This window comes from Enterobacter cloacae complex sp. BZL2005 (assembly GCF_049238885.1).
Lineage (GTDB): Bacteria > Pseudomonadota > Gammaproteobacteria > Enterobacterales > Enterobacteriaceae > Enterobacter > Enterobacter roggenkampii.
In genome coordinates this window covers 528925-554273 of the sequence record NZ_JBMKGI010000001.1, presented here as the reverse complement: position 1 = coordinate 554273, position 25349 = coordinate 528925, and the positions used below count along the sequence as shown (strand labels likewise).

The following is a 25349-nucleotide window of genomic DNA, read 5'->3' as shown; positions in this document are numbered from 1 at the left end:
GTTAATGCAAGTTTAAAAACTTGACGTGCGCCACAGGACGGGAAAATGAGTGAGGGTGCCGGAGCAGGGCTCCGGCGAGAAGAGGATCAGGCGTCGAACGGGGAATGGTTGTCGAGCACGGCCTGAATGACGTTCAGCGCGCCGTGATGGTTGTTGTCATCGGTGCTGTAGCGGCTGATTTCTTTGATGCTCTCTGCCGCGTTGCCCATCGCAAAGGAATATTTCACCAGCTTCAGCATCTCGGCATCGTTGCCGCTGTCGCCAATGGCCACGCACTCTTGCGGAGAGATTTTCCAGCGCTTCAGCAGACGGCTGATGCCGTTCGCTTTGTGCAGGCCGGGGATAATCAAATCGACAAAGCCAAAGCCGCTGGTGACCGGCTTCATGATGCCGTCCAGGGAGACGTGCAGCTTATCCACCAGAGTCGGGATATCGCTGTCCGGCAGGTTCAGGGAGAACTTAAACAGCACGTCGTCAATGTCGCGGTAATCGCTGATGCGCTTTAAGCGGTGGTAGTGCTTTGCCATTAGCGCCACGAACGCATCCGGCGCTTTATCGCTGACGTAGGCGCTCTCCAGCCCGCAGGCCACGAAGTTCAGCCCTTTGTCTTTCAGCAGTTCGCCAATCACGATCTGCGATTCATGGCGCGTCAGCTCGCCGTGAAAAATGTGCTCGCCGCGATCGAACACCAGCGCGCCGTTTTCCGCCACGAAGGAGATCCGATCTTTAAGCTCCGGAAAGAAGGAGATGAGCTGGTAATACTGGTTGCCGCTGGCGACAACAAATTCAATGTCGCGGGCTTTAAGCTGTTCAAACTGTGCCTGGAAGCGGTCACGATCGTACTGCTTGGCATCATCAAGGAAAGTTCCGTCCATATCGGTGACGATAACTTTAACGGTCATACTGTGCTCCTGGGTCACTGCGTTTTGAAACATTCTAATAACAAGGTGACGAGGAGCACAAATTTAATTTCGAATGAAAGTCAGAAAGCCGGGTGGCGGCTTCGCCTTACCCGGCCTACGGGGAGACTCTGTAGGCCCGGTAAGCGCAGCGCCACCGGGCGTTTTCTTACAGCGTATGCTCAGTACGGGCGATAATATCGTCCTGCGCATCCGGCGACAGGGCGGTGAAGAACGCCGAGTAACCTGCGACGCGCACTACCAGGTCGCGGTACTGGTCCGGGTGTTTCTTCGCCTCCAGCAGCGTTTCGCGCGAGACGATGTTGTACTGGATATGCCAGCCCTTATGCACCTCGAAGAAGGTGCGCAGCAGCACCATCAGCTTCTGGCGATCGCTGTCGTTTTCCAGCGTTGACGGGTTCAGCTTCTGGTTCAGCAGCACGCCGCCGAGAATCGCTTCCGTCGGCAGTTTGCCCACCGAGCCAATTACCGCCGTCGGGCCGAGGTGGTCCGTACCCGAAGCCGGGCTGGCCCCTTCCGCCAGCGGGGTATGCGCCTTACGTCCGTCCGGCGTCGCCATCGTCGCCGCGCCAAACGGCACGTTCGCAGAGATGGAAGAGGTGCCCGCGTAATAGTTACCGCCGATCGGGCCGCGGCCGTAGCGCGGGTTATGGTACTGCTTCAGCTCTTCAATGTAGGTCTGATAGGCTCGGGTCAGCAGCATGTCCACGCTGTCGTCGTCGTTGCCGTACTTCGGCGCGCCGTTGATCAGGCGCTGGCGCAGCTGCTCGTGGGTCAGCCCGTCGAAATCATCGGCCAGCGCCGCCGCCAGCTGCTGCTGGCCGATGACGCCCTGTTCGAACACCAGCTTCTTCACCGCCGCCAGGCTGTTGCCGAGGTTAGCGATGCCCACCTGCAGGCCGGAGACCCAGTCATACTTCGCGCCGCCCTGCTTGATGCTTTTCGCGCGCTCGATGCAGTCGTCCACCAGCGCCGAGCAGAGAATATCGTGGACGTTCTCTTCCAGCATGGTGTCCACCACATACTCAATCTCGATGGATTTGCGGGTGTAGTAGCGGATCTGGCTATCCCAGGCCGCCATCACCTCCTCGAAGTTGTCGAAGTTACCGGCGGAGAGGGCTTTCTCCTGCGGCAGGAATACCTTGCCGCTGGTGGCGTCGCGGCCGCCTTCCAGCGCGGCCAGCATCACGCGGGCGAAGTTGATGAAGCTCATGCCGGTGCAGCGATAGCCCCACTTGCCGCCCACCGCGGTTTCGATACAGCCAATGGCCGCGTAGTCGTAGGCGTCGTCGCGCTCAACGCCGAGCTTGATGAATTCCGGAATGACGATTTCATCGTTGTTGAACGCCGGCATCCCGAAGCCGCAGCGGATCACCTGCACGCAGGCGTCGAGGAAGTCGTTGCTCATGCCCGCGTGGTAGCGCACGCTCAGGTTCGGCTGGGTGGAGCGCAGGCGACCGCAGGATTCCAGAATCGCGTAGGAGAGCGGGTTCACCGCGTCCATCGGCTCACCGTTGACCAGCTTCTGGCCGCCGATGGTGACGTTCTGGTACAGCGGGCTACCGGCGGAAGCCTTCGAGTGCGAGCCGGAGCGGATCTTGTTCACTTCCAGCAATTTCAGCCAGCAGCTGTGCAGCAGCTCGATGGCGTGCTCGCGGTCCAGGCTCTGGTTCAGCTCCACGTCGCGGCGGTAGTACGGATAGAGATACTGGTCCATACGCGCGAAGGAGACGGAGTGGCCGTTGGACTCAATCTGCAGGATCAGCTGAATGAAGTAGCACAGCTGCAGCGCCTGCCAGAAGGTTTTTGGCGGCTCGTGGGCAATCACGTCGCAGTTTTCCGCCATTGCCAGCAGCTCGTCGCGGCGGCTTTCGCGGGTTTCGGTGGAGGCCATCTCGCGCGCCAGATCGGCGAAGCGTTTGATGTGCAGGCTCACCGCTTCCAGCACGATATCGATCGCCTTCAGGAACTGATCGCCGTGCAGGTCTTCCAGCACCGTCAGGTTGATGCGCGAGCGGCGCTCGGCCACTTTGGCGCGCAGGCCGTCGAGACCTTTCTCCAGCACCAGAGGGAAGTTCACCGCCAGGTGCGCGTCGCCGGAGGTCATGTTACCTTCGGCTTTGATGATGCCGGTTTCCAGCAGGCCTTTCTGCTCGTCGGTGAACATGCCGTAGCAGCGGTCCTGCACCGTCTGGCCGCGCCACCACGGGCAGATTTCATGCAGCACGCGCTTGTTCTCTTCGCTCACCGCAAAGCCCGCGCCCGGACGGTCCGCCAGGTCGTCAATCTCTTTCTCAATCCAGGAGACGGTGTATTCCGGGAAGATCGGCGCGGCGCGCACTTCGCTTGCCTGGTTCCCGATGATCAGCTCGTCGTGCTTGATCCAGATGGTACGCTTGGCCAGGTGATGCGCCAGCGCCAGGGCGCGGCGCACCGGGATCGGCTTGTCCATGTGCTGCTGGTACATTTCGGTGTAATGCTGGGCGCGCTCGGTACAGACCGGCGGCTTCACGATATGCACCAGGGCCGTTTTGTGCGCCTTAATGCGCTCGCTGAGGGTGTTGAGATTCAGGGTGGTCATAGGTTTATCCTCGTAAGGTCGCGGTTAACCCTTTCTGGCAGGCGTACTGCTGTGCGAAGTCCAGCAGGGCAGGGTTATCCAGCGGTTTGTCAGGGGCAGAGTAGGGTTGACCGAGCAGGGTGTATTTGTTCATGCCCAGCGTGTGATACGGCAGAAAATGAATATCGTCGACGCCGAGTTCATCGGCAGCGAAGTTGGTAATGGCGGTGATGGAGGCTTCATCCGCGTTGAAGCCCTGGATCAGCGGCACGCGGATGGTGATCGTTTTCCCGGCGGCGGCCAGGCGTTTCAGGTTGTCCAGGATGCGCTTAGCCGAACCGTCCGTCCACTGCTTGAAAACGTCACCGTCGACATGCTTCAGGTCGGCGAGGAACAGATCGACGTACGGTAATGACGGCTCGATATAGTGCCACGGCACGTGAAGGCAGGTTTCGACGGCGGTGTGGATACCCTGGTCGTGGCTGGCTTTAAACAGCGCGTGCGCCAGCTCCGGGTTCATAAACGGTTCGCCGCCGGAGAGGGTGATCCCGCCGCCGCTGCGGTCGTAGAAGGGTTTATCGCGCAGTACGGTCGCCATGATCTCCTCGACCTGCTGTTCTTCGCCGCAAACGGTCAGCGCCTGCGTCGGGCAGCAGTCGGTGAGGGCATCAAGCGTCTCTTCACTCAGCTTTTCGCGGTGGATGACCAGGCCATTCAGCGCGCGTTCGATGCAGCCCGGTGCCGCCTGCTGGCAAAGGTCGCAGCCGTCCAGGCACAGACGCGCATCAAACAGCACGTCCCGGCTGCGGGAGCGGCTTTCCGGGTTCTGGCACCAGCGACAGCCCAGCGAGCAGCCTTTCAGGAACACCACGGTACGAATTCCGGGGCCGTCGTGGGTAGAGTAACGCTGAATATTGAAGATCATGTTTTTCGCCTCTCATCTTGCATATGAAGATTAAATTACTTTCGAATGAAAGTTATCTTGATGCAGGTCAACTCTTGAGCAGGTTTTGTCGTGATAGGGTAAGTGCAGGCTAATTTTGAGGGTGACATCATGGAACTTTATCTCGACACATCTGACGTTGCGGCAGTCAAAAAGCTGGCGCGTATCTTCCCGCTGGCGGGCGTGACCACCAACCCAAGCATCGTTGCGGCCGGTAAAACGCCGCTCGACGAACTGCTGCCCGCGCTGCACGACGCGCTGGGCGGTAAAGGCCGTCTGTTAGCGCAGGTGATGGCGACCACCGCCGAAGGGATGGTGGAAGACGCACGTAAGCTGCGCGCCATCATTAACGATCTGGTGGTGAAAGTGCCGGTGACCGCAGAAGGGCTTGCGGCGATCAAGATGCTGAAGGCGGAAGGGATCCCGACCCTGGGCACGGCGGTCTACGGTGCCGCGCAGGGGATGCTCTCCGCGCTGGCGGGGGCAGAGTATGTGGCCCCTTACGTTAACCGCGTGGACGCGCAGGGCGGGGACGGGATTCAGACCGTAATTGAGCTGCAACAGCTGCTGACGCTGCACGCGCCGCAGTCAAAGGTGCTGGCCGCGAGCTTTAAAACCCCGCGTCAGGCGCTGGACTGCCTGCTGGCAGGCTGCGAGTCCATCACGCTGCCGCTGGACGTGGCGCAGCAGTTTATTACCTCTCCGGCGGTAGACGCAGCGATTGTGAAGTTTGAGCAGGACTGGCAGGGGGCGTTTGGACGGACGTCCATCTGACGCGGCTGCCGGGTGGCGCTGGCGCTTACCCGGCCTACGTTCGAGCCGTTGTAGGTCGGGTAAGGCTAAGCCGCCACCCGACTTTTTACTGACTACACACCTCACACCCCGGATTACGCATCAGCTTCATCTCGCGGAACTGGCAGGTCATCGCGTCATACATCACGATTTTCCCCGCTGCCGGCGTGCCGTAATTCGTCAGCACCTTGATCGCTTCCATTGCCTGCAGTGAACCAATCACGCCGACGAGCGGCGCCATCACGCCCGCCTCAACGCAGGTCAGCGCATTCTCGCCAAACAGACGGCTCAGGCAGCGGTAACAGGGTTCACCCTCGGCGTACGTGAAGACGCTGATTTGCCCCTCCATGCGGATCGCCGCGCCGGAGACCAGCGGGGTTTTGTGAGCAAAACAGCCCGCGTTGAGCTGATTACGGACGGTGACGTTATCCGTGCAGTCCAGGACCAGATCGTGCCGGGCAATCTGCGCGGAGAGCGCGTCGTCATCCAGCATTGCGTCAATCAGCGTGAACTGAACGTGGGGGTTGATACGCGCCAGCGCAGCCCTGGCGGATTCCACTTTCGGCTGGCCCACCGTCGCGTCACTGTGCAGTGTCTGGCGCTGCAGGTTGGACACCGACACGGTATCGAAATCCAGCAGCGTCATGCTTCCTACGCCCGCCGCGGCAAGGTACTGCGCGGCGGCGCAGCCCAGCCCGCCCAGCCCGACGACCAGCACGCTGGCCGCCTTGAGCGCTTCCTGACCTTCGAAATCAAACCCGCGCAGCACAATCTGGCGGTTGTAGCGCATCATCTCCTGATCGCTCAGCTCCACCGTCATGTCAGCCTCCGAACAGGTGGTTAAAGCGCTCGACCTCAACCCATTCGCCGGCTTCCACGTTGCCGCGCTCGCGCTCCAGCACGATGAAGCAGTTGCCCAGACTGAAGGAGCTGAAAATGTGCGAACCCTGATGTCCGGTGGTGCTCACTTCGAGCTCACCGTCCGCGCCGCGCGCCAGAATGCCGCGCTGGAAGTCGAGACGGCCCGGCGATTTTTTTAACCGCGTGGCGGCACGCACGCGCAGGCGTTCCGGCAGCGGGCTGGCCTTGTTGCCGGAAAGCTTCGCCAGCAGCGGGATCGCCAGCTGGTAGAAGGTCAGCGCGGCGGAGACCGGGTTACCCGGCAGGCCGCAGAACCAGCTGTGTGGAAGCTTGCCAAACGCGAACGGTTTGCCCGGCTTGATCGCCAGCTTCCAGAAGGCGATTTCGCCCAGCTCTTCAAGAAGGGTTTTGGTGTAATCCGCTTCGCCCACGGAGACGCCGCCGGAGCTGATGACCACGTCGGCGGATTTATCCGCCTCGATAAACGCCGCGCGCAGTTTTTCCGGATCGTCTGGAATGATGCCGAGGTTAATCACCTCGCAGCCCAGCTGCTCCAGCATCAGGTGCACCGCCAGGCGGTTGGTGTCGTAAATCTGGCCGTCCTGCAGCGGCTGGCCCGGAAACTGCAGCTCGTCGCCGGTGGAGAAAACGGCGATGCGCACTTTGCGGATAACGTCAACTTCCGCGATGCCGAGCGAGGCCAGCACCGGCAGCTCCGCCACCGTCAGCCTTTGCCCGGCGGCAAAAACGGTCGCGCCGAGGGTGATGTCTTCGCCCGTGCGGCGGATGTTCTGGCCCGCTTTGACGCTGGCGGTAAAACGCACGCCGTCGTCGGTCTGTTCGGTCTCTTCCTGCATGACGACAGCGTCGCAGCCAGCCGGAACTGGCGCGCCGGTCATGATGCGCACGCAGGTGCCCGCAGGCCATTCGCCGCTAAACGGCTGACCCGCAAAGGCTTTACCCGCCACCGGCAGGGCGTTACCCGTCTGGAGATCCGCCAGGCGTACCGCGTAACCGTCCATCGCGGAGTTATCAAACCCCGGCACGTTGAGCGGGGAGACGATATCGCGTGCGGCAATACGGCCAAAACAGCGCACGAGGGGCAGCGTCTCAACGTCATGCAGCGGGGAAACTCGGTCAAGCATCTGCGTGAGTGCCGTCTCAAGCGGCATCAGTCCGGCGGTAAAATCCATGGTGGGCTCCTGCGGAGTAACAACGAAAGCGTCCATTATGGCAGAAAAGTGCGGCTAACTGTATGACCGGAGGGTGTACGCTTTACATCACTGTTACGTCTTTCTATATTCAAAAATCATCTGAAGTTTCGTCGACGATAATGATATTTATAGAAAAAGCCGCAAAACAGGCTAACGGGTGATGCGAATGGTTAAGGCGGTAATCGCAATTCATGGCGGGGCCGGGGCAATCACCCGTGCACAGCTCACTCCTGAGCAGGAAAAGCGCTACATCGACGCGCTGTACGCCATTGTCGAAACGGGCCAGAAAATGCTGGAAGCGGGCGAGAGCGCGCTGGACGTGGTCACCGAGGCGGTACGCCTGCTGGAGGAGTGCCCGTTATTTAATGCGGGGATCGGTTCGGTCTTTACCCGGGATGAAACCCACGAGCTGGATGCCTGCGTCATGGACGGTATCTCCCTGAAAGCGGGGGCCGTGGCAGGCGTCAGCCACCTGCGTAACCCGGTGCTGGCCGCGCGTCTGGTGATGGAAGAGAGCCCGCACGTGCTGCTGACGGGCGCGGGGGCGGAGAGGTTTGCCTTCGAACACGGAATGGAGCCGGTATCGCCCGATCTGTTTTCCACAGAGGCGCGCTATCAGCAGCTGCTGGACGCCCGTTCGGCGGGTATGACGCAGCTTGACCATACTGCGCCGCTGGATGAGCGCAGCAAAATGGGCACGGTCGGCGCGGTGGCGCTCGACAAAGCGGGCAACCTCGCGGCGGCAACCTCCACGGGCGGGATGACCAACAAGCTCCCCGGACGCGTGGGCGACAGCCCGCTGCCGGGCGCCGGCTGCTATGCCAATAACGCGACGGCGGCGGTGTCGTGTACCGGCACCGGGGAAGTGTTTATTCGTGCCCTTGCGGCCTACGACATCACCGCGCTGATGGATTACGGCGGTTTAAGCCTCAGCGAAGCCTGCGAGCGCGTGGTGATGGAGAAACTGCCTGCCCTGGGCGGCGTCGGCGGACTCATTGCTGTGGATCGCGAGGGCAACGTGGCCCTGCCGTTCAACAGTGAAGGCATGTACCGCGCCTGGGGCTATGCCGGCGATGAGCCGAGCACGGGGATCTATCGTGAATAAGGGGGCAGCGCGTGCCGCACAGTGAAGAGCTGGACAACCGCGAAGTGCTGGCTGTCCATCAGCTGAATATTGCGTTTCAGGAAGAGCGGCAGTTCATCCCCGCAGTACAGAATTTATCGTTCACGCTCAGGCGCGGCGAGACGCTGGCGATTGTTGGCGAATCCGGCTCCGGGAAATCGGTCACCGCGCTGGCGCTGATGCGCCTGCTGGAACAGACGGGCGGGCAAATCAGCAGCGAGAAAATGCTGCTGCGCCGCCGTAACCGTCAGGTCATTGATTTAAACGAGCTGAGCGGCGCGCAGATGCAGGGCGTGCGCGGGGCGGACATTGCGATGATCTTTCAGGAGCCGATGACCTCCCTGAACCCGGTGTTCCCGGTCGGGGAACAAATTGCCGAGTCCATCCGCCTGCATCAGGGGCTAAGCGGTGATGAAGCGCTCAACGAGGCCCGACGCATGCTGGAGCTGGTGCGCATTCCGGAGGCGCAGGCCATCCTGGGCCGCTATCCGCATCAGCTTTCCGGCGGCATGCGCCAGCGGGTGATGATTGCCATGGCGCTCTCCTGCCGTCCAGCTGTGCTAATTGCCGATGAACCAACGACGGCGCTGGACGTGACGATTCAGGCGCAGATCCTGCAGCTCATCAAGGTGCTGCAGCAGGAGATGGAGATGGGGGTGATTTTCATCACCCACGATATGGGCGTGGTCGCCGATATCGCCGATCGGGTGCTGGTGATGCACAAGGGCAGCGCGGTGGAAACCGGACCGGTTGAACAGATTTTTCACGCGCCCGCGCATCCTTACACCAAAGTGCTGCTGGCGGCGGTTCCGCGCCTGGGGGCGATGAACGGCAGCGATCTGCCGCGTCGTTTTCCGTTGATTTCCCTGGAGGCGTCTGAGCCGCAGGAGGAGGAACGCGAGCAGGACACCGTGGTGCCGGGCAAGCCCATTCTGGAAGTGCGCAATCTGGTCACGCGTTTTCCGCTGCGCAGCGGTGTACTGAACCGCGTAAAGCGCGAAGTGCACGCGGTGGAAAACGTCAGCTTCGACCTCTGGCCGGGCGAAACGCTGGCGCTGGTAGGGGAGTCCGGCTGCGGTAAATCCACGACCGGGCGCGCGTTGCTCCGTCTGGTGGACGCGCAGGAGGGAAGCATTACCTTTAACGGCGAGCGCATTGATACCCTTCCGGACAGCAGGCTGCAGGCGGTGCGGCGGGATATTCAGTTTATTTTTCAGGATCCGTATGCCTCCCTCGATCCGCGACATACGGTGGGGTATTCGATCATGGAGCCGCTGCGGGTGCATAACCTGCTCGACGGCGAGGCGGCGCAGCGTCGCGTGGCCTGGCTGCTGGAGCGCGTTGGCCTGAAGCCGGAACACGCCTGGCGTTATCCGCACGAGTTTTCCGGCGGGCAGCGGCAGCGTATCTGCATCGCCCGCGCGCTGGCGCTGAACCCGAAAGTGGTGATTGCGGATGAATCCGTCTCGGCGCTGGATGTCTCTATCCGGGCGCAAATCATCAATCTGCTGCTGGATTTACAGCGGGATATGGGGATCGCCTTCCTGTTTATCTCGCACGACATGGCGGTGGTTGAGCGCATTAGCCATCGCGTGGCGGTGATGTTTATGGGGCAAATCGTGGAAATCGGGCCGCGAAGGGCGGTGTTCGAGAACCCACAGCACCCTTATACCCGCAAGCTCATCGCGGCGGTCCCGGTCGCCGATCCGGCGCATCGTCACGGCCAGCGCGTGCTGCTGCAGGATGAAATGCCGAGCAATATTCGTAAACGCGGCGAGGCCGTGGAGCGCGTGGCGCTGCGTGAGGTCGGTCCGGGTCATTTCGTGGCTCCCCCGCGTCAGGACAATGCCTTTTCGCGGTTATAACTTTCAACAGGCAGGAGAACATAATGGTTACATTTGTAGCGCGTAGATGGTTGTTAGCCGCGAGCGTGACGGCAGCCCTGGCCGCTGCCCCCGCGTTCGCTGCCAAAGATGTGGTGGTCGCCGTCGGCTCTAACTTCACCACGCTGGATCCGTATGACGCTAACGACACGCTCTCCCAGGCGGTGGCGAAATCGTTCTACCAGGGCCTGTTTGGCCTGGATAAAGAGATGAAGCTTAAAAACGTGCTGGCGGAGGGGTACACCGTTTCGGATGACGGGCTGGTGTACACCATTAAGCTCAAAACCGGGGTGAGGTTCCAGGACGGCACCGACTTTAATGCGGACGCGGTGAAGGTAAACCTCGATCGCGCCAGCAATCCTGAGAACAGCCTCAAGCGTTATAACCTCTATAAAAACATCGCCAAAACCGAGGTGGTCGACCCGGCGACGGTAAAAATCACCCTGAAAGAGCCGTTCTCCGCGTTTATCAATATCCTGGCGCACCCGGCGACGGCGATGATCTCCCCTGCCGCGCTGAAGAAATACGGCAAGGAGATTGGCTTCCACCCGGTGGGTACCGGTCCGTACGAGCTGGTCACCTGGAACCAGACCGATTTTGTGAAGGTGAAGAAATACGCGGGCTACTGGCAGAAAGGGCTGCCGAAGCTGGACACCATCACCTGGCGTCCGGTGGTGGATAACAATACCCGTGCGGCGATGCTGCAAACCGGCGAGGCGCAGTTTGCCTTCCCGGTCCCGTACGAGCAGGCCGCCATTCTGGAGAAAAACAGCAAGCTGGAGCTGGTCGCCAGCCCGTCGATCATGCAGCGCTACATCAGCATGAACGTCACGCAAAAGCCGTTCGATAATCCGAAGGTGCGCGAAGCCATTAACTATGCCATTAACCGTCAGGCGCTGGTGAAGGTCGCTTTTGCGGGCTATGCCACCCCGGCCACCGGCGTGCTGCCGCCGGCTATCGCGTATGCGCAAAGCTATCAGCCGTGGCCGTACGATCCGGCCAAAGCGCGCGAGCTGCTGAAAGAGGCGGGCTATCCGAACGGCTTTAGCACCACGCTGTGGTCGTCGCATAACCACAGTACCGCCCAGAAGGTGCTGCAGTTTACCCAGCAGCAGCTGGCGCAGGTGGGGATTAAGGCGCAGGTTACCGCCATGGATGCCGGGCAGCGTGCGGCAGAGGTCGAGGGGAAAGGGCAGAAAGAGAGCGGGGTGAGGATGTTCTACACCGGCTGGTCGGCCTCGACCGGTGAAGCCGACTGGGCGCTGTCGCCGCTGTTTGCCTCGCAGAACTGGCCGCCAACCCTGTTCAATACCGCATTCTACAGCAACCCGCAGGTGGACAAAGACCTGGCTGACGCGCTGAAAACCACCAAACCGGAGGAGAAAGCACGCCTCTACAAGGACGCGCAGGACATCATCTGGAAAGAGTCGCCGTGGGTGCCGCTGGTGGTGGAGAAACTGGTGTCAGCCCATAACAAAGCGTTGACCGGGTTCTACATCATGCCGGACACGGGCTTTAGCTTTGACGATGCGGATTTAAAATAACGCCCATGCTGAACTATGTTTGTAAACGCCTGCTGGGGCTTATCCCGACGCTGCTGATTGTGGCGGTGCTGGTGTTTTTGTTTGTCCATATGCTGCCGGGCGATCCGGCGCGTCTGGTTGCCGGGCCTGAAGCGGATGCCACGGTCATTGAGCTGGTGCGTAAACAGCTGGGTCTTGACCAGCCGCTGTATATGCAGTTTCTGCACTATATTGGCAACGTTCTGCAGGGCGATTTTGGTATCTCGATGGTGTCGCGTCGTCCGGTGTCGGAGGAGATCGCCACCCGCTTTATGCCCACGTTCTGGTTAACGATAGCCAGCATGAGCTGGGCCGTGGTGTTCGGACTTGGCGCCGGGATTGTGGCGTCCGTCTGGCGTAACCGCTGGCCGGACAAGCTCGGCATGGCGCTGGCGGTGACCGGCATCTCCTTCCCGGCGTTCGCGCTGGGGATGCTGCTGATGCAGATCTTCTCCGTTGAGCTGGGCTGGCTGCCCACCGTCGGGGCCGATACCTGGAAGCATTACATCCTGCCCTCGATGACGCTGGGGGCTGCCGTGTCGGCGGTAATGGCCCGTTTTACCCGCGCCTCGTTCGTTGACGTGCTGAGCGAAGATTATATTCGCACCGCGCGGGCGAAAGGGGTCAGCGAGAAGTGGGTCATTCTCAAGCACGGGTTCCGCAATGCGATGATCCCGGTGGTGACGATGATGGGGCTGCAGTTTGGCTTCCTGCTGGGCGGCTCTATCGTGGTGGAAAAGGTCTTCAACTGGCCGGGGCTGGGACGTCTGCTGGTCGATTCCGTCGAGATGCGCGACTACCCGGTGATTCAGGCGGAAGTCCTGCTTTTCTCGCTGGAGTTTATTCTTATCAACCTCGTGGTGGACGTGCTCTACGCCGCCATTAACCCGGCCATCAGGTATAAGTAAGATGCGATTATTGAACTGGCGGCGTCAGGCCGTATTAAACGCCATGCCGGGGCTAAAACCGGACCACATCCGCACCCCGTGGTCTGAATTCTGGCGGCGTTTCCGCCGCCAGCCGGTCGCGATGACGGCGGGGCTGTTCGTGCTGCTGCTGATCGTGGTGGCGATCGTGGCGCCGTGGGTGGCGCCGTTTGATGCGGAAAACTATTTTGACTACGACCGCCTGAACGACGGGCCCTCGATGCTCCACTGGTTCGGCGTGGACTCTCTCGGGCGGGATATCTTTAGCCGGGTGCTGGTGGGGGCGCAGATCTCGCTCGCCGCCGGGGTGTTTGCGGTGCTGATCGGCGCGGCAATCGGGATCGTGCTGGGGCTGGTCGCCGGCTATTACGAAGGCTGGTGGGACCGCATCATCATGCGCATCTGCGACGTGCTGTTTGCCTTCCCCGGCATTCTGCTGGCGATTGCCGTGGTGGCGATCATGGGCAGCGGCATGGCCAACGTCATCATTGCGGTCGCGGTGTTTTCGATTCCGGCCTTTGCCCGCCTGGTGCGCGGCAACACGCTGGTGCTGAAACAGCAGACCTTCATCGAGTCGGCCCGCAGTATGGGGGCCAGCGATGCGACCATCCTCTTCAGCCATATTCTGCCGGGGACGGTGTCGTCCATCGTGGTCTACTTCACCATGCGTATCGGCGTGTCGATAATCTCGGCGGCCAGCCTGTCGTTTCTGGGGTTAGGGGCACAGCCCCCGACGCCGGAGTGGGGCGCGATGCTGAACGAGGCGAGGGCCGATATGGTGATTGCGCCGCACGTGGCGATTTTCCCGAGCCTGGCGATTTTCCTGACCGTGCTGGCGTTTAACCTGCTGGGGGATGGGCTGCGCGACGCGCTGGATCCGAGGATAAAGGGGTAGTGCAGTGAAATGTGCCGGGTGGCGGCTTCGCCTTACCCGGCCTACAAAAGCGGAGTGGGGGGAATTAAACCCGGCTACCCCACAGGTCATACTCATCCGCGTTTTCAACCTTCACGCGAATAATATCACCCGGCTTAACGTTGGTTTCGCCATTCAGGTACACCGCGCCGTCGATTTCAGGGGCGTCCGCCATGCTGCGGCCAATCGCGCCTTCTTCGTCCACTTCGTCGATGATAACCATGATCTCGCGGCCCACTTTTTCCTGCAGACGCTCGGCAGAAATCTGCTGCTGAAGCTGCATGAAGCGGTTCCAGCGCTCTTCCTTAACCTCTTCCGGCACCTGATCCGCCAACTCGTTAGCGGTTGCGCCTTCTACCGGGCTGTACTTGAAGCAGCCGACGCGGTCCAGACGCGCTTCTTTCAGGAAGTCGAGCAGCATCTGGAAATCTTCTTCGGTTTCACCCGGGAAGCCAACGATGAAGGTGGAGCGCAGGGTCAGATCCGGGCAGATCTCACGCCATTGCTTGATGCGGGCCAGCTGACGGTCAACGGAGCCAGGACGTTTCATCAGCTTCAAGATACGCGGGCTGGCATGCTGCAGCGGGATGTCCAGGTATGGCAGAATCTTGCCTTCCGCCATCAGTGGGATCACGTCGTCAACGTGCGGGTACGGGTAAACGTAGTGCAGACGTGTCCAGATACCGAGTTTGGACAGCTGCTCGCACAGGCCGACCATGCTGGTTTTCACCGGCTCGCCGTTGTGGAAACCGGAGCGGTGCTTAACGTCCACGCCGTAAGCTGAGGTGTCCTGGGAGATGACCAGCAGTTCCTTCACGCCCGCATCGGCCAGACGTTTGGCTTCCGCCAGCACTTCGCCGATTGGACGGCTCACCAGATCGCCACGCATGGACGGGATGATGCAGAAGGTGCAGCGGTGGTTGCAGCCTTCGGAAATTTTCAGGTACGCGTAGTGGCGCGGCGTCAGCTTCACGCCCTGTTCCGGCACCAGGCTCAGGAACGGGTTGTGCTTGGGTTTTGGCACGTAGTGATGAACATGTTGCAGCACCTGCTCGTAGCTGTGCGGGCCGGTAATCTCCAGCACCTTCGGGTGCACTTCGCGGATCTGGTCTTCTTTCGCGCCCAGACAGCCGGTCACGATCACTTTGCCGTTTTCGGTCAGCGCTTCACCGATGGCTTCCAGTGACTCCTGGACCGCGCTGTCGATAAACCCGCAGGTGTTAACGATCACCATATCGGCGTTGTCGTAGCTTGGCACCACGTCATAGCCCTCGGTGCGCAGTTCGGTCAGGATGCGTTCTGAATCCACCAGGTTTTTCGGGCAGCCCAGGGAGACGAAGCCGATTTTCGGCTGGTGCGTAACATTGCTCATAGGTTAAAAATTCATCAATTATGGAGTTATCAGGGCGGGATTTTACAGCGTATCGCGGGGGATTTATACACTCTTTGCAAGGCGGATGCGCCGGGCAGAGATTGTAACATTGTAAATAATGTTAATCAGTTAATAAAAATTGATCCCAGGCATTAAACTGTACAAAAAATGTACTTATCCTGACTATGCACAATGGCTGACAGAGGAGGAAAGAGCATGACCGTTGACAGACTAAAACGCGATCTGCTGAACAAGCTGATCAACGCCCGAATCGACCTGGCCGCGTACCTGCAGTTGAGGAAGGCAAAAGGGTATATGTCAGTCAGCGAAAGCGAACATCTGCGTGATAACCTGTTTGAACTTTGCAATTTCATGCGTGAAAAAGCACCGGCCCTGCAGGCGAACTACGGCGAAAGTGAAGAAGTCGCGCTGCGCCGCGCCGCCGAGGTGCTCTCCATTGCAGGGGTGTGTCTGATGAACGGACGCCACGACTGCCCGAATTTTATCGCCGTAAACGCGGAGAAGCTTGAAAACTGCCTGACAACGCTCTCTCTATGCATCATGTGTCTGAACGAGCACAAACAGCTCGAACAGCACTGATCCCGGGGGAGGCAACTCCCCCTTCTGATTAAGCTTTTGTAAAAGTGGTAACGCGCCCGGACGCAGTGGCTAATCTTTAAGCCATATGCCGATAAAGGAGCGCGTTATGCCTCGATCCTCGCTGATTTCCCTGCCTGCGTTATTTATTCCGTTTTCACTTCTAGCCGCGCCAGAGGCGGTTAAGGTCGAGGTGCTGCAAAACAGACTCGATCACCCCTGGTCCCTGGCATTCCTGCCGGATAATAACGGGCTGCTGGTGACCCTGAAGGGTGGCCAGCTCAAACGCTGGCAGGCCGGAAAAGGGCTCTCCGATCCGATTGTCGGCGTACCGAAAGTCTGGGCAAACGGCCAGGGAGGATTGCTGGATGTGGTGCTGGCGCCGGATTTTGAAACGTCGCGCCGCGTCTGGCTGAGCTACGCCGAGGCTGGGCATGACGGCAAAGCCGGAACGGCGGTGGGCTTTGGCCGCCTGAGCGACGACTATTCCCGCATCGAGGGATTCCAGGTGGCGTTCCGCCAGATGCCGAAACTCTCAACCGGTAACCATTTCGGCGGACGGCTGGTGTTCGACGGCAAAGGCTCCCTCTTTATCGGACTCGGTGAGAATAACCAGCGTCCCACGGCGCAGGATCTGGATAAATTGCAGGGCAAAGTGGTGCGCCTCACCGAAGATGGAAAAGTCCCGCCGGATAACCCCTTTGTGAATACCCCCGGTGCGCGACCTGAAATCTGGTCTTACGGCATCCGCAACCCGCAGGGGATGGCGATGAACCCCTGGAGCGACACGCTGTGGCTGAACGAGCACGGCCCGCGCGGCGGGGATGAGATCAATATCCCGGAGAAGGGTAAGAACTACGGCTGGCCGCTGGCCACGCACGGCATTAACTACAGCGGGCTGAAAATCCCGGAAGCCAAAGGCGAGCACGTTGAGGGTACCGAGAAGCCGCTGTTCGTCTGGAAAGTCTCACCCGCGGTAAGCGGCATGGCGTTCTACAACAGCGACGTCTTCCCGCAGTGGAAAAACAAGCTGTTTATCGGCGCGCTGAAGGAGAAGGACGTGATCGTGCTGAGCGTGGAGGGTAACAAGGTGACAGAGGACGGGCGCATTCTGGGCGACCGGGATCAGCGTATTCGCGATGTGCGGGTGGGGCCGGATGGGTATCTGTATGTCCTGACCGACGAGACGGACGGGCAGCTGTTGAAAGTCAGCCCGTCCGGCGCGTAATCAGGTAACCGGGATCATCACGACGTTACGGTACGCCGGGCGATCGCTCAGCTGTTTAAGCCAGCGCTCCAGGTGCGGGCGCGGCGTCCACTTCAGGCCCATGTTGGTCAGGTTCCAGACGAATGGCGCCACGGCGATATCGCCGGTGCCGAACGCCTCGCCGGAGAACCAGGCGTGCTTCGCCAGCTCGTCATCCATCATCGCAAACAGATTTTCGCAGGCATCCTGCGCGGCGTGAATCGCGGGATAATCGCGTTCCGCTTCCGGCGTGCGGATAAGCCCCATCAGGATCACGCGGTGGGTCGGAGACAGCGTCTGGTTCGCCCAGTCCATCCACTTTTCGCCCTGGGCGCGGCGGGCCGGGTTTTCTACCCACAGGCGGCCCTGACCGTACTGGGCGGCGAGGTAACGCACAATCGCGTTGGACTCCCAAAGCGTCGCGTCCGTTTCATCATCGCGCAGCAGCGGCACCAGGCCATTCGGGTTCATGGCCAGATAGTCGGCCTCCTTGTTCACGCCGAACGCCATGCCTGCCATGATTTGATTGAACGGTAAATCCAGCTCTTCCAGCGTCCAGAGCACTTTCTTAACGTTGGTCGAATTATTCCTGCCCCACAGCGTAATCATATTTACTCCCGATGAGATGTGAATCCGAATCAGCTTTTCGCCATGGTGAGATAAACCTAACAATTACGCAACAGAAGACAAAAAAATCGCCTTAATCAAAGCGTATCTGAATGTTATTGCATAAACTTTAATAACTTTACCCTCGTTGGGTTTCTTTAACGGTTTTAGTGCGCTATTACTCATCGCTTCTTGCGACACGGTGATGTGACGTAATTTTTGAATGGACACTCGGGTGGCATTTATGACGCGTAAAATGACTTCTCTGCGCAGCCTGGCGGCAGGCTCTGCGCTTCTTTTCCTGTTTGCACCAACGCTCTACGCAGCTGAACAGGCTGCGCCCGAAGCGCCGCCTATGGATGCGCGCGCCTGGATCCTGATGGACTACGCCAGCGGTAAAGTGCTGGCGGAAGGGAATGCGGATGAGAAACTCGATCCGGCAAGCCTGACCAAAATCATGACCAGCTATGTGGTAGGCCAGGCGCTGAAAGCGGGCAAGATCAAGCTGGACGATATGGTGACCATCGGGAAAGACGCCTGGGCGACCGGCAATCCGGCCCTGCGCGGATCTTCCGTGATGTTCCTGAAGCCAGGGGATCAGGTCTCCGTTTCCGATCTGAATAAAGGGGTGATTATTCAGTCGGGAAATGATGCGTGCATCGCGCTGGCCGACTACGTTGCCGGCAGCCAGGATTCTTTCATTGGCTTGATGAATGGTTACGCGCAGAAGCTGGGCTTAACCAACACCACGTTCAAAACGGTTCACGGCCTGGATGCGCCGGGCCAGTTCAGCACCGCGCGCGACATGGCGCTGCTGGGGAAAGCGCTAATCCACGACGTGCCGGATGAATACGCCATCCACAAAGAGAAAGAGTTTACCTTCAACAAAATTCGCCAGCCGAACCGCAACCGCCTGCTGTGGAGCAGCAACGTCAACGTGGACGGGATGAAAACCGGCACCACGGCGGGTGCAGGCTATAACCTGGTGGCCTCCGCGACCCAGGGCGACATGCGCCTGATTTCGGTAGTGCTGGGCACCAAAACCGACCGCATTCGTTTTAACGAATCAGAAAAACTGCTGACCTGGGGCTTCCGCTTTTATGAAACCGTGACGCCGATTAAACCGGATGCCACGTTCGTCAGCCAGCGCGTCTGGTTTGGTGACAAGAGCGAGGTGAACCTGGGCGCGGGTGAGGCGGGCTCGGTAACCATTCCGCGCGGCCAGCTGAAAAACCTGAAGGCCAGCTACACTCTGACCAACCCGCAGCTCACCGCCCCGCTGAAAAAAGGCCAGGTGGTTGGGACGATTGATTTCCAGCTTAACGGTAAGTCGATTGAACAGCGTCCGCTGATTGTGATGGAAGCGGTGGAAGAGGGCGGCTTCTTCAGCCGGATGTGGGATTTCGTGATGATGAAATTCCACGGGTGGTTCGGCAGCTGGTTTAGCTAAGTTTTTGCCGGGTGGCGCTGCGCTTACCCGGCCTACGTTCGAGCCGTTGTAGGCCGGGTAAGGCGAAGCCGCCACCCGGCATAACCTCAATACATCAACTTCACCTGCTGCGCTTTCGCGTGGGCCACAATCTCGTCGTCCGGGCGGCAATCGCTGACGATGGCATCGAACTGCGCCAGCTCGCCCATTCTTGCCGGACGCACCTTACCAAACTTACTGTGATCGACCACCAGCACATGGTACTGCGCGGCGCTCAACGCCCAGTGCTTGACCGGTAATTCTTCCAGGTTAAAGCAGGTTGCCCCCTGGCGCACATTGACGCCCGCGGCAGAATAAAACGCGATATCCGGGCAGAGGTTGCTGAGCGTGTCCTGCAGGTTGAGCGGCTTAAAGATCGCGTTGCTGGCGTGAAACTCACCGCCACAGAGGATCACCCGGCACTCGGGTTTCTCCTGAAGCGCCAGAAAGGTGTTCAGGGAATAACAGACGGCGGTAAACGGAATGCTGCTGTCGATGGCTTCGATAATCCACGGCGTGGTGGTACCGCAGTCAAAAAACAGCGTCTGGTGCGGCTGTACCAGGGAAGCCGCAAGCCGCGCGGCTTTGCGTTTCTCTTCCACCAGGCGCGTCTTCTGGTCGCTGATCAGATAATGGCTGGCGCTACGCGGCTCAAGCACAATGTATCCGCCCAGCAGCACGACGGGCGCGCTCTCGCTGTTCAGATCCCGACGAATGGTCATCTCCGAGACGCCGAGGAGGTTGGCGGCTTCCTTAAGATGCAGCTTATCGCTGCGCTTCAGCGCCTGCAGCAGCTGAGCAATGCGGTCATCGCGACGTGTTTCCATAGTTCCTCGGCATAAAAAAATGAACCCCCGCAGGGCGGGGGTTCAAGTGTAACCTGTCAGGTCGGGGTTAGTCACGTATCCAGCCTTTGCGGATCGGGATGGCGAAAATGGCGCGATAGAGTGAAGAAAGCGCACGGTAGAGCGCTTCCCCGATGAGGCTCCACAGGATAGCCGCGCTCACGCAGCCAATCAGCCCCACCAGGAAGCCACCCACCATATCCAGCGGCCAGTGGACGCCCAGATACACGCGAGACCAGGCGATGGCCACCGCGACCACCATCAGCACCGCACCCGACCACAGGCGATGCCAGAACAGGAAGGCCAGTGCGAAGGTGAAGATCACCGTACCGTGATCGCTCGGGAAAGAGTCATCCGGCGCATGGTGCAGGAAGGTATAGCCGACGTGATCGACAAACGGACGATCGTGCGGGAACGCACGGCCCAGAATGTAACTTGCCAGGACGCTTACGCCGAGAGCCATCGCCACTTTGATTACAAGCTTGCGCTGCGCTTTCACCTGGCTACGAGGTCCCCACAGCCAGAGGATGGCTGCCAGCGCGGGCACGATACTGATCAGATCTTTTGCCAGAAAGGTGGCGAAGTCGATCATCCACTCGGGCGAGGCCGGGGTGGCGTTGATCAGATAAAACAGCTGATAATTCAGATTCTCTAGCATAGCGTTATCACTCTTTAGCAAACCGGGTGGAAACCAGCCCGTAGACTGCCACCTGGGAAAACCAGACCCACCACCCGGCCCACAGGTTGTGAGAGAAAAAATGCGCCCCGCGCATGACCTGACCGAAGCCCATCGCCAGACCCAGCAAAATGCCGAGAACGACAAAGCTCCAGGCCAGACGCGGCCGCTCGCGCCAGAAGGCAAAAAACAGTCCCATCACCATAAAGCCGCTGGAAGAATGGCCGCCGGGGAAGCAGCGCCCCGGGCCGCTGTCCGCCGGGACGGCGCTGAACAGGGGATAGGACATCGCCTTACCGCCATATTCCACCAGGTCCCACGGGCAGCTGTGATGGCTCATGCTTTTCAGCACGCCCACGACCAGCGCGCCAAGCCCCATCAGCAGCGCCGCCGTAACCAGCCTCGCGTTACGCTTGTACGCGCCGTAAAACAGCGCCACGGCGCCTAAAGCGATGGCAATGTACTTCGCCAGACGATGGTTGAGCAGATCCAGCAGGTGGTCTTTCTGCAGCGGGAAGCTCTGCGTCGCCGCGTCATACCAGAAGCCGGTGATCCATCTGTCGAGCGCTTCATTGCGCGATAGCCACGTAAACACCACGGCAAGGACTATCAGTATGAAAAGCTGATAACCATAAAAGCGGGACGGCAAGCGGTAAAGGCGTTTTGTCTTATTTGTCTGTAACTTAGACAATTCTGAACGGCTGGAGGTGAGAGACATAATTTGGGGTCGTTGACGAGTAATGGGGCTATCATAAATCTGTCAAATTAAGGAAACCTTAAACGAAGACGATATGTGCTTTATTTCTGTTTATCCTCGATAAATCACTATCTCGGGCTGCGGCATTTCATTACACTCGTCGCGATTTTGTCATTATAAAGAGATTGCATGTTAAACCGTTCTTCTTCAGGTTCACGTCTGGGTCGTCAGGCGTTGCTTTTCCCCCTGTGTCTGGTGCTCTACGAATTTTCTACCTATATCGGCAACGATATGATTCAGCCCGGTATGCTGGCCGTGGTGGCGCAATACAACGCCGGAATTGAGTGGGTACCGACCTCCATGACCGCCTATCTGGCCGGCGGCATGTTTTTGCAGTGGCTGTTAGGCCCGCTGTCGGATCGTATTGGCCGTCGTCCGGTGATGCTGACGGGCGTGGTGTGGTTTATCGTGACCTGTCTTGCCACGCTGCTGGCGCAAAATATTGAACAATTTACCCTGCTGCGCTTCCTGCAGGGGGTGAGCCTGTGCTTTATCGGCGCCGTGGGGTATGCGGCCATTCAGGAGTCGTTTGAAGAGGCGGTGTGTATCAAAATCACCGCGCTGATGGCGAACGTGGCGCTGATCGCTCCCTTGCTCGGGCCGCTGGTGGGCGCCGCATGGGTGCATATGGCCCCCTGGGAAGGGATGTTTGTGCTCTTTGCCGTTCTCGCCGCCATCGCGTTCTTTGGCCTGCACCGTGCGATGCCGGAAACCGCCACCCGCATCGGCGAGAAACTCTCGCTGAAAGAGCTGGGTCGGGATTACAAAGAGGTGCTGAAAAACGGCCGCTTTGTAGCGGGCGCGCTGGCGACCGGGTTCGTTAGCCTGCCGCTGCTGGCGTGGATTGCCCAGTCTCCGGTCATTATCATCAGCGGTGAAAAGCTCAGCAGCTACGAGTACGGCCTGCTGCAGGTGCCGATCTTTGGCGCGCTGATTATCGGTAACCTGGTGCTGGCTCGTCTGACGTCACGCCGCACCGTGCGCTCGCTGATTATCATGGGCGGCTGGCCGATTGCGGCAGGGCTGATTCTGGCGGCGGTGGCAACCGTCGCGTCATCTCACGCTTATTTGTGGATGACGGCGGGGCTGAGTATCTACGCCTTCGGGATTGGCGTGGCGAACGCCGGGCTGGTGCGCCTGACGCTGTTTGCCAGCGAGATGAGTAAGGGCACGGTCTCCGCGGCGATGGGGATGCTACAGATGCTGATTTTTACCGTCGGTATCGAGGTGAGCAAGCATGCCTACGCGATGGGCGGTAACGGGCTGTTCAGCCTGTTTAACCTCGCCAATGGCGTGCTGTGGGTTGGCCTGATGGTGGTATTCCTGAAAGACAAGCGCGTCGGAAACGCTCTGCAACCTTAATTCTTATGCCCTCTCCCTGTGGGAGAGGGCTAGGGTAAGGGCACCAGACCGCACGCGGTCAATTAAACGGTGCCTCCCCGTTCAACACCTTCTCAATCACATCCAGCACGCCTTCATCGTTATTGTGCGGTGCTTCAAAACGCGCTGCCGCTTTGATATGTGGTCTGGCATTTGCCATCGCAAAGCTGAACCCGGACTGGCGCAGCATCTCCACGTCGTTGCCGCTGTCGCCGAAGGCCACCACGTCGCTGCTCTCTATCCCCCAGCGCTGTTGCAGGATCCGCAGGCCGTTGGCCTTATGCACGCCGGGGATAATGAGGTCGATACTGCCGTGACCGGTGGTGACGGGCACCATGATGTCGCTGAGCTTTTCATGCAGCAGCGCCTGAATACGCGGAATTTCATCATCGGACACGTTGAGTCCGAACTTGAAGAAAATATCGTTCAGGTTGTCGAAATCGCTGACCATTTCCAGACGGTGATAATACTTCGCCGCGATGGCCTTAAAGCCCTCGTCATAGCACTTGAGAGTGTAGGCGCTGCTCTTCCCGCAGGCGATAATCTCAATGCCGGGAACGTCGTTTAAGACGCTCGCGACGGTCTCGAAATGGGCTTTCGACAGTTCACCGTTAAAGACGTCTTCACCCTCACTCACGACCCAGCCGCCGTTTTCGGCGACGAATGAAATTTCATGCGCAATCTCCGGGAAAAAGGAGATGAGCTGGTAGTACTGGTTGCCGCTGGCGACCACGAAGCGAATGCCTTGCGCCTTCATGCGCGCGTACTGCGCCAGAAAGCGCGGGCGATTGTAGGTCTTGGCATCGCTCAGGAATGTGCCATCCATGTCGACGGCGATCAGTTTAACGCTCATATCCCTTCTCCAGTGTCGTTTGATTCGTTTCCGGCTTTGCCACCGCGCGCGCCACCAGCGCCGCGATGATGACCAACCCTAACACCACCAGCATGGCGCTGCGCAGCCCGTAGTGCTCCCCGAGGAAGCCGAGCAGCGGCGGCCCGACCAGGAAGGCGAGATAGCCCGTGGTTGCCACCACGCTGACGCGCGTCGGGGCATCCGGGCCGGTATCGCTGGCGGCAGAGATGGTCAGCGGGAAGCCGAGGGACGCGCCCAGCCCCCAGAGGATCACCGAGACGCCGGCAATCCAGTCCACATCCACAAAAATGATCATCGCGATACCCAGCCCGCCGAGCAGGGCGCTGGCGCGCACTACCGCCACGCGGCTGTAGCGGTCAATAAACCAGCCGCCGGTGAAGCGCCCGACGGTCATCCCCAGCGTAAACCCGGCGTAAATCAGCGAGCCGGAGGTCGGGCTAAAGCCGTGACCGTCCACCATCAGCAGCGGCAGCCAGTCGTTGGCGGACCCCTCCGCGAACGCCATCGCCAGCACCACCACGCCGATCAGCATCAGCTGGAAATCGCGGTAGAAGGGCAGCCCTTTTTCGGCAGAATGCTGTTCGTCCGCGGAGTTTTTACCGGTGCCGTCCGGGATGGACCGGATGCCGGTCAGAATGGGAATGATGCACACCAGCGCCGCCAGCAGAATATGCAGATTCGCGCTCACGCCAGTGGCCGTCAGCGCCATCCCCACGCCCGCACCGGCCAGCGTGCCGAGGCTATAGAAGCCGTGCATCATCGGCAGCACGGTTTTGTTCAACTCACGTTCGACCGCTGCCCCTTCCACGTTTATCGCCACTTCCGCCGAACCAAAGCTGCCGCCAAACACCGTCAACCCCAGAGCAAACAGCACCGGTGAGGCAAACCACAGCGCCGCGCTCAGCACGATCATCCCAACTACCGCACAGCACATGGTGGTGCGGATCACCGCCCGCGTACCGAAGCGCTTTACCAGCCACGCGGAGCAGAGAATGCCGCTCATGGAGCCTATCGACAGGCCGAACAGCACGATGCCCATTTCCGCGGTAGAGACGGACAAAATATCGCGAATGGCGGGGGTGCGCGTGGCCCAGGAGGCCATCAGCAGACCGGGAATGAAGAAGAACATAAACAGCGCCCACAGGCGGAGCTGCAGGGCTTTGCGGGGAGAGGTCAGCGTCATCGGGATAGCACCAGAAGTACAACAATAGCGACAACACTAGCAAGTTTGTGTACATTTGTACACAAACCAGGTGAGGAATTGATGAGCAGACCACCCAACGATCCGCATCGCCGGGAGAAGATCCTGCAGGCGACGCTCGACACCATTGCTGAACACGGTATTCACGCCGTCACGCACCGTAAAATCGCCACCTGCGCGGGCGTGCCGCTGGGGTCGATGACCTACTATTTCGACGGCATGGAGCCGCTGCTGGAGGAGGCCTTCACGTGGTTTACCCGCCAGATGTCGCAGCAGTACCGGGATTTCTTCGCGGGCGTCACCGGGCCGGAAATGGCGTGCGAATCCATCACCACGCTGATCCACAGCTCGCAGGTGACCACGCCGCACAACATGGCGCTGATGTATCAGCTCTACGCCTTTATGCACCGCAGCGCGGCGCTCAAAACGGTGATGCAGGACTGGATGAAGATGAGCCAGACCACGCTGGAGCAGTGGTTCGACCCGGTCACCACCCGCGCGCTGGACGCGTTTATCGAAGGGATGACGCTGCACTATGTCACCGACCGGGCGCCGTTAAGCCGGGAGGAGATTCGGGCGATGGTGGGGAGGATTGCGGGCATTACACCGTTAAATAAAGAAAATTAGTTC

23 protein-coding genes are annotated in these 25349 nt (G+C 59.6%); 11 read left to right on the top strand and 12 right to left on the bottom strand.

Annotated features, from left to right (window positions below; translation table 11 throughout):
- Nucleotides 1-86 precede the first annotated feature (86 nt).
- The 3 genes from ACOTXI_RS02855 to ACOTXI_RS02845 all read right to left on the bottom strand — a co-directional run bounded on the left by ACOTXI_RS02855 (nt 87) and on the right by ACOTXI_RS02845 (nt 4405).
- Entirely contained in the window at nt 87-902 is an 816-nt protein-coding gene (locus ACOTXI_RS02855; protein WP_058654702.1) for a Cof-type HAD-IIB family hydrolase, read from the bottom strand.
- A gap of 166 nt (nt 903-1068) precedes the next feature.
- Nucleotides 1069-3501 (bottom strand): formate C-acetyltransferase/glycerol dehydratase family glycyl radical enzyme, encoded by a 2433-nt coding sequence (locus ACOTXI_RS02850; protein ID WP_058654700.1) that lies wholly within the window; start codon nt 3499-3501, stop codon nt 1069-1071.
- A 4-nt stretch (nt 3502-3505) separates the two neighbouring features.
- The gene (locus ACOTXI_RS02845) at nt 3506-4405 is read right to left on the bottom strand and encodes a glycyl-radical enzyme activating protein (protein WP_025912885.1); all 900 of its coding nucleotides are present in this window, start codon (nt 4403-4405) and stop codon (nt 3506-3508) included.
- 129 nt (nt 4406-4534) lie between these two features.
- Between ACOTXI_RS02845 and fsa the strand changes: the two genes are divergently transcribed.
- Nucleotides 4535-5197 carry a fructose-6-phosphate aldolase gene (gene fsa, locus ACOTXI_RS02840; protein ID WP_058654699.1) on the top strand — a complete coding sequence of 221 codons (663 nt, stop codon included), beginning with the start codon at nt 4535-4537 and terminating at the stop codon, nt 5195-5197.
- 85 nt (nt 5198-5282) lie between these two features.
- On the opposite strand, the gene moeB is transcribed toward fsa, so the two are convergent.
- A complete protein-coding gene (gene moeB / locus ACOTXI_RS02835; protein ID WP_008501196.1) occupies nt 5283-6035 on the bottom strand; it encodes a molybdopterin-synthase adenylyltransferase MoeB in 753 nt (250 codons plus the stop codon).
- A gap of 1 nt (nt 6036) precedes the next feature.
- Nucleotides 6037-7269 carry a molybdopterin molybdotransferase MoeA gene (gene moeA, locus ACOTXI_RS02830; protein ID WP_058654697.1) on the bottom strand — a complete coding sequence of 411 codons (1233 nt, stop codon included), beginning with the start codon at nt 7267-7269 and terminating at the stop codon, nt 6037-6039.
- Nucleotides 7270-7456: 187 nt separating this feature from the next.
- Between moeA and iaaA the strand changes: the two genes are divergently transcribed.
- Genes iaaA through gsiD form a run of 5 tightly spaced genes read left to right on the top strand, consistent with a single transcriptional unit; the run spans nt 7457 to nt 13679 of the window.
- A complete protein-coding gene (gene iaaA, locus ACOTXI_RS02825) occupies nt 7457-8395 on the top strand; it encodes a beta-aspartyl-peptidase (protein ID WP_025912889.1) in 939 nt (312 codons plus the stop codon).
- A gap of 11 nt (nt 8396-8406) precedes the next feature.
- Nucleotides 8407-10278: a glutathione ABC transporter ATP-binding protein GsiA gene (gene gsiA / locus ACOTXI_RS02820; protein WP_058654695.1), complete on the top strand. Its 1872-nt coding sequence runs from the start codon at nt 8407-8409 to the stop codon at nt 10276-10278.
- A gap of 23 nt (nt 10279-10301) precedes the next feature.
- Nucleotides 10302-11840: a glutathione ABC transporter substrate-binding protein GsiB gene (gene gsiB / locus ACOTXI_RS02815; RefSeq protein WP_008501200.1), complete on the top strand. Its 1539-nt coding sequence runs from the start codon at nt 10302-10304 to the stop codon at nt 11838-11840.
- A gap of 5 nt (nt 11841-11845) precedes the next feature.
- Nucleotides 11846-12766 (top strand): glutathione ABC transporter permease GsiC, encoded by a 921-nt coding sequence (gsiC, locus tag ACOTXI_RS02810; RefSeq protein ID WP_008501201.1) that lies wholly within the window; start codon nt 11846-11848, stop codon nt 12764-12766.
- 1 nt (nt 12767) lies between these two features.
- Nucleotides 12768-13679 (top strand): glutathione ABC transporter permease GsiD, encoded by a 912-nt coding sequence (gsiD, locus tag ACOTXI_RS02805; RefSeq protein WP_021240948.1) that lies wholly within the window; start codon nt 12768-12770, stop codon nt 13677-13679.
- A gap of 64 nt (nt 13680-13743) precedes the next feature.
- Here gsiD and rimO read toward each other — a convergent pair whose 3' ends face one another.
- Complete coding sequence (gene rimO / locus ACOTXI_RS02800) at nt 13744-15069, bottom strand: 30S ribosomal protein S12 methylthiotransferase RimO (protein ID WP_008501203.1); 1326 nt, start codon at nt 15067-15069, stop codon at nt 13744-13746.
- A 216-nt stretch (nt 15070-15285) separates the two neighbouring features.
- On the opposite strand from rimO, the gene bssR reads away from it, so the two are divergent.
- Nucleotides 15286-15669 carry a biofilm formation regulator BssR gene (gene bssR / locus ACOTXI_RS02795; RefSeq protein ID WP_021240947.1) on the top strand — a complete coding sequence of 128 codons (384 nt, stop codon included), beginning with the start codon at nt 15286-15288 and terminating at the stop codon, nt 15667-15669.
- Nucleotides 15670-15775: 106 nt separating this feature from the next.
- Nucleotides 15776-16894 carry a PQQ-dependent sugar dehydrogenase gene (locus ACOTXI_RS02790; RefSeq protein WP_023326977.1) on the top strand — a complete coding sequence of 373 codons (1119 nt, stop codon included), beginning with the start codon at nt 15776-15778 and terminating at the stop codon, nt 16892-16894.
- Here ACOTXI_RS02790 and ACOTXI_RS02785 read toward each other — a convergent pair whose 3' ends face one another.
- A complete protein-coding gene (locus tag ACOTXI_RS02785; RefSeq protein ID WP_103786704.1) occupies nt 16895-17521 on the bottom strand; it encodes a glutathione S-transferase family protein in 627 nt (208 codons plus the stop codon).
- A 241-nt stretch (nt 17522-17762) separates the two neighbouring features.
- Here ACOTXI_RS02785 and dacC point away from each other — a divergent pair, with 241 nt between their 5' ends.
- Nucleotides 17763-18968, top strand: coding sequence for a serine-type D-Ala-D-Ala carboxypeptidase (dacC, locus tag ACOTXI_RS02780; RefSeq protein ID WP_058654758.1), 1206 nt, complete (start codon nt 17763-17765; stop codon nt 18966-18968).
- An 86-nt stretch (nt 18969-19054) separates the two neighbouring features.
- Here dacC and deoR read toward each other — a convergent pair whose 3' ends face one another.
- The 3 genes from deoR to ACOTXI_RS02765 all read right to left on the bottom strand — a co-directional run bounded on the left by deoR (nt 19055) and on the right by ACOTXI_RS02765 (nt 21225).
- A complete protein-coding gene (gene deoR / locus ACOTXI_RS02775) occupies nt 19055-19813 on the bottom strand; it encodes a DNA-binding transcriptional repressor DeoR (RefSeq protein WP_023292922.1) in 759 nt (252 codons plus the stop codon).
- A gap of 67 nt (nt 19814-19880) precedes the next feature.
- On the bottom strand, nt 19881-20489 hold the full coding sequence (gene ybjG, locus ACOTXI_RS02770) for an undecaprenyl-diphosphate phosphatase (protein ID WP_058654692.1): 609 nt from the start codon (nt 20487-20489) through the stop codon (nt 19881-19883).
- Nucleotides 20490-20496: 7 nt separating this feature from the next.
- Nucleotides 20497-21225 carry a phosphatase PAP2 family protein gene (locus tag ACOTXI_RS02765; protein WP_021240943.1) on the bottom strand — a complete coding sequence of 243 codons (729 nt, stop codon included), beginning with the start codon at nt 21223-21225 and terminating at the stop codon, nt 20497-20499.
- Nucleotides 21226-21393: 168 nt separating this feature from the next.
- Here ACOTXI_RS02765 and ACOTXI_RS02760 point away from each other — a divergent pair, with 168 nt between their 5' ends.
- On the top strand, nt 21394-22626 hold the full coding sequence (locus ACOTXI_RS02760; protein WP_021240942.1) for an MFS transporter: 1233 nt from the start codon (nt 21394-21396) through the stop codon (nt 22624-22626).
- A gap of 58 nt (nt 22627-22684) precedes the next feature.
- On the opposite strand, the gene ACOTXI_RS02755 is transcribed toward ACOTXI_RS02760, so the two are convergent.
- Both ACOTXI_RS02755 and ACOTXI_RS02750 read right to left on the bottom strand, forming a co-directional pair.
- Complete coding sequence (locus ACOTXI_RS02755) at nt 22685-23497, bottom strand: Cof-type HAD-IIB family hydrolase (protein ID WP_058654691.1); 813 nt, start codon at nt 23495-23497, stop codon at nt 22685-22687.
- Nucleotides 23487-24701: an MFS transporter gene (locus ACOTXI_RS02750; RefSeq protein ID WP_058654689.1), complete on the bottom strand. Its 1215-nt coding sequence runs from the start codon at nt 24699-24701 to the stop codon at nt 23487-23489. Before ACOTXI_RS02750 ends, ACOTXI_RS02755 begins: the two co-directional genes overlap by 11 nt.
- Nucleotides 24702-24782: 81 nt before the next feature.
- On the opposite strand from ACOTXI_RS02750, the gene ACOTXI_RS02745 reads away from it, so the two are divergent.
- The gene (locus tag ACOTXI_RS02745; protein WP_021240939.1) at nt 24783-25346 is read left to right on the top strand and encodes a TetR/AcrR family transcriptional regulator; all 564 of its coding nucleotides are present in this window, start codon (nt 24783-24785) and stop codon (nt 25344-25346) included.
- The last annotated feature ends 3 nt before the right edge of the window (nt 25347-25349 follow it).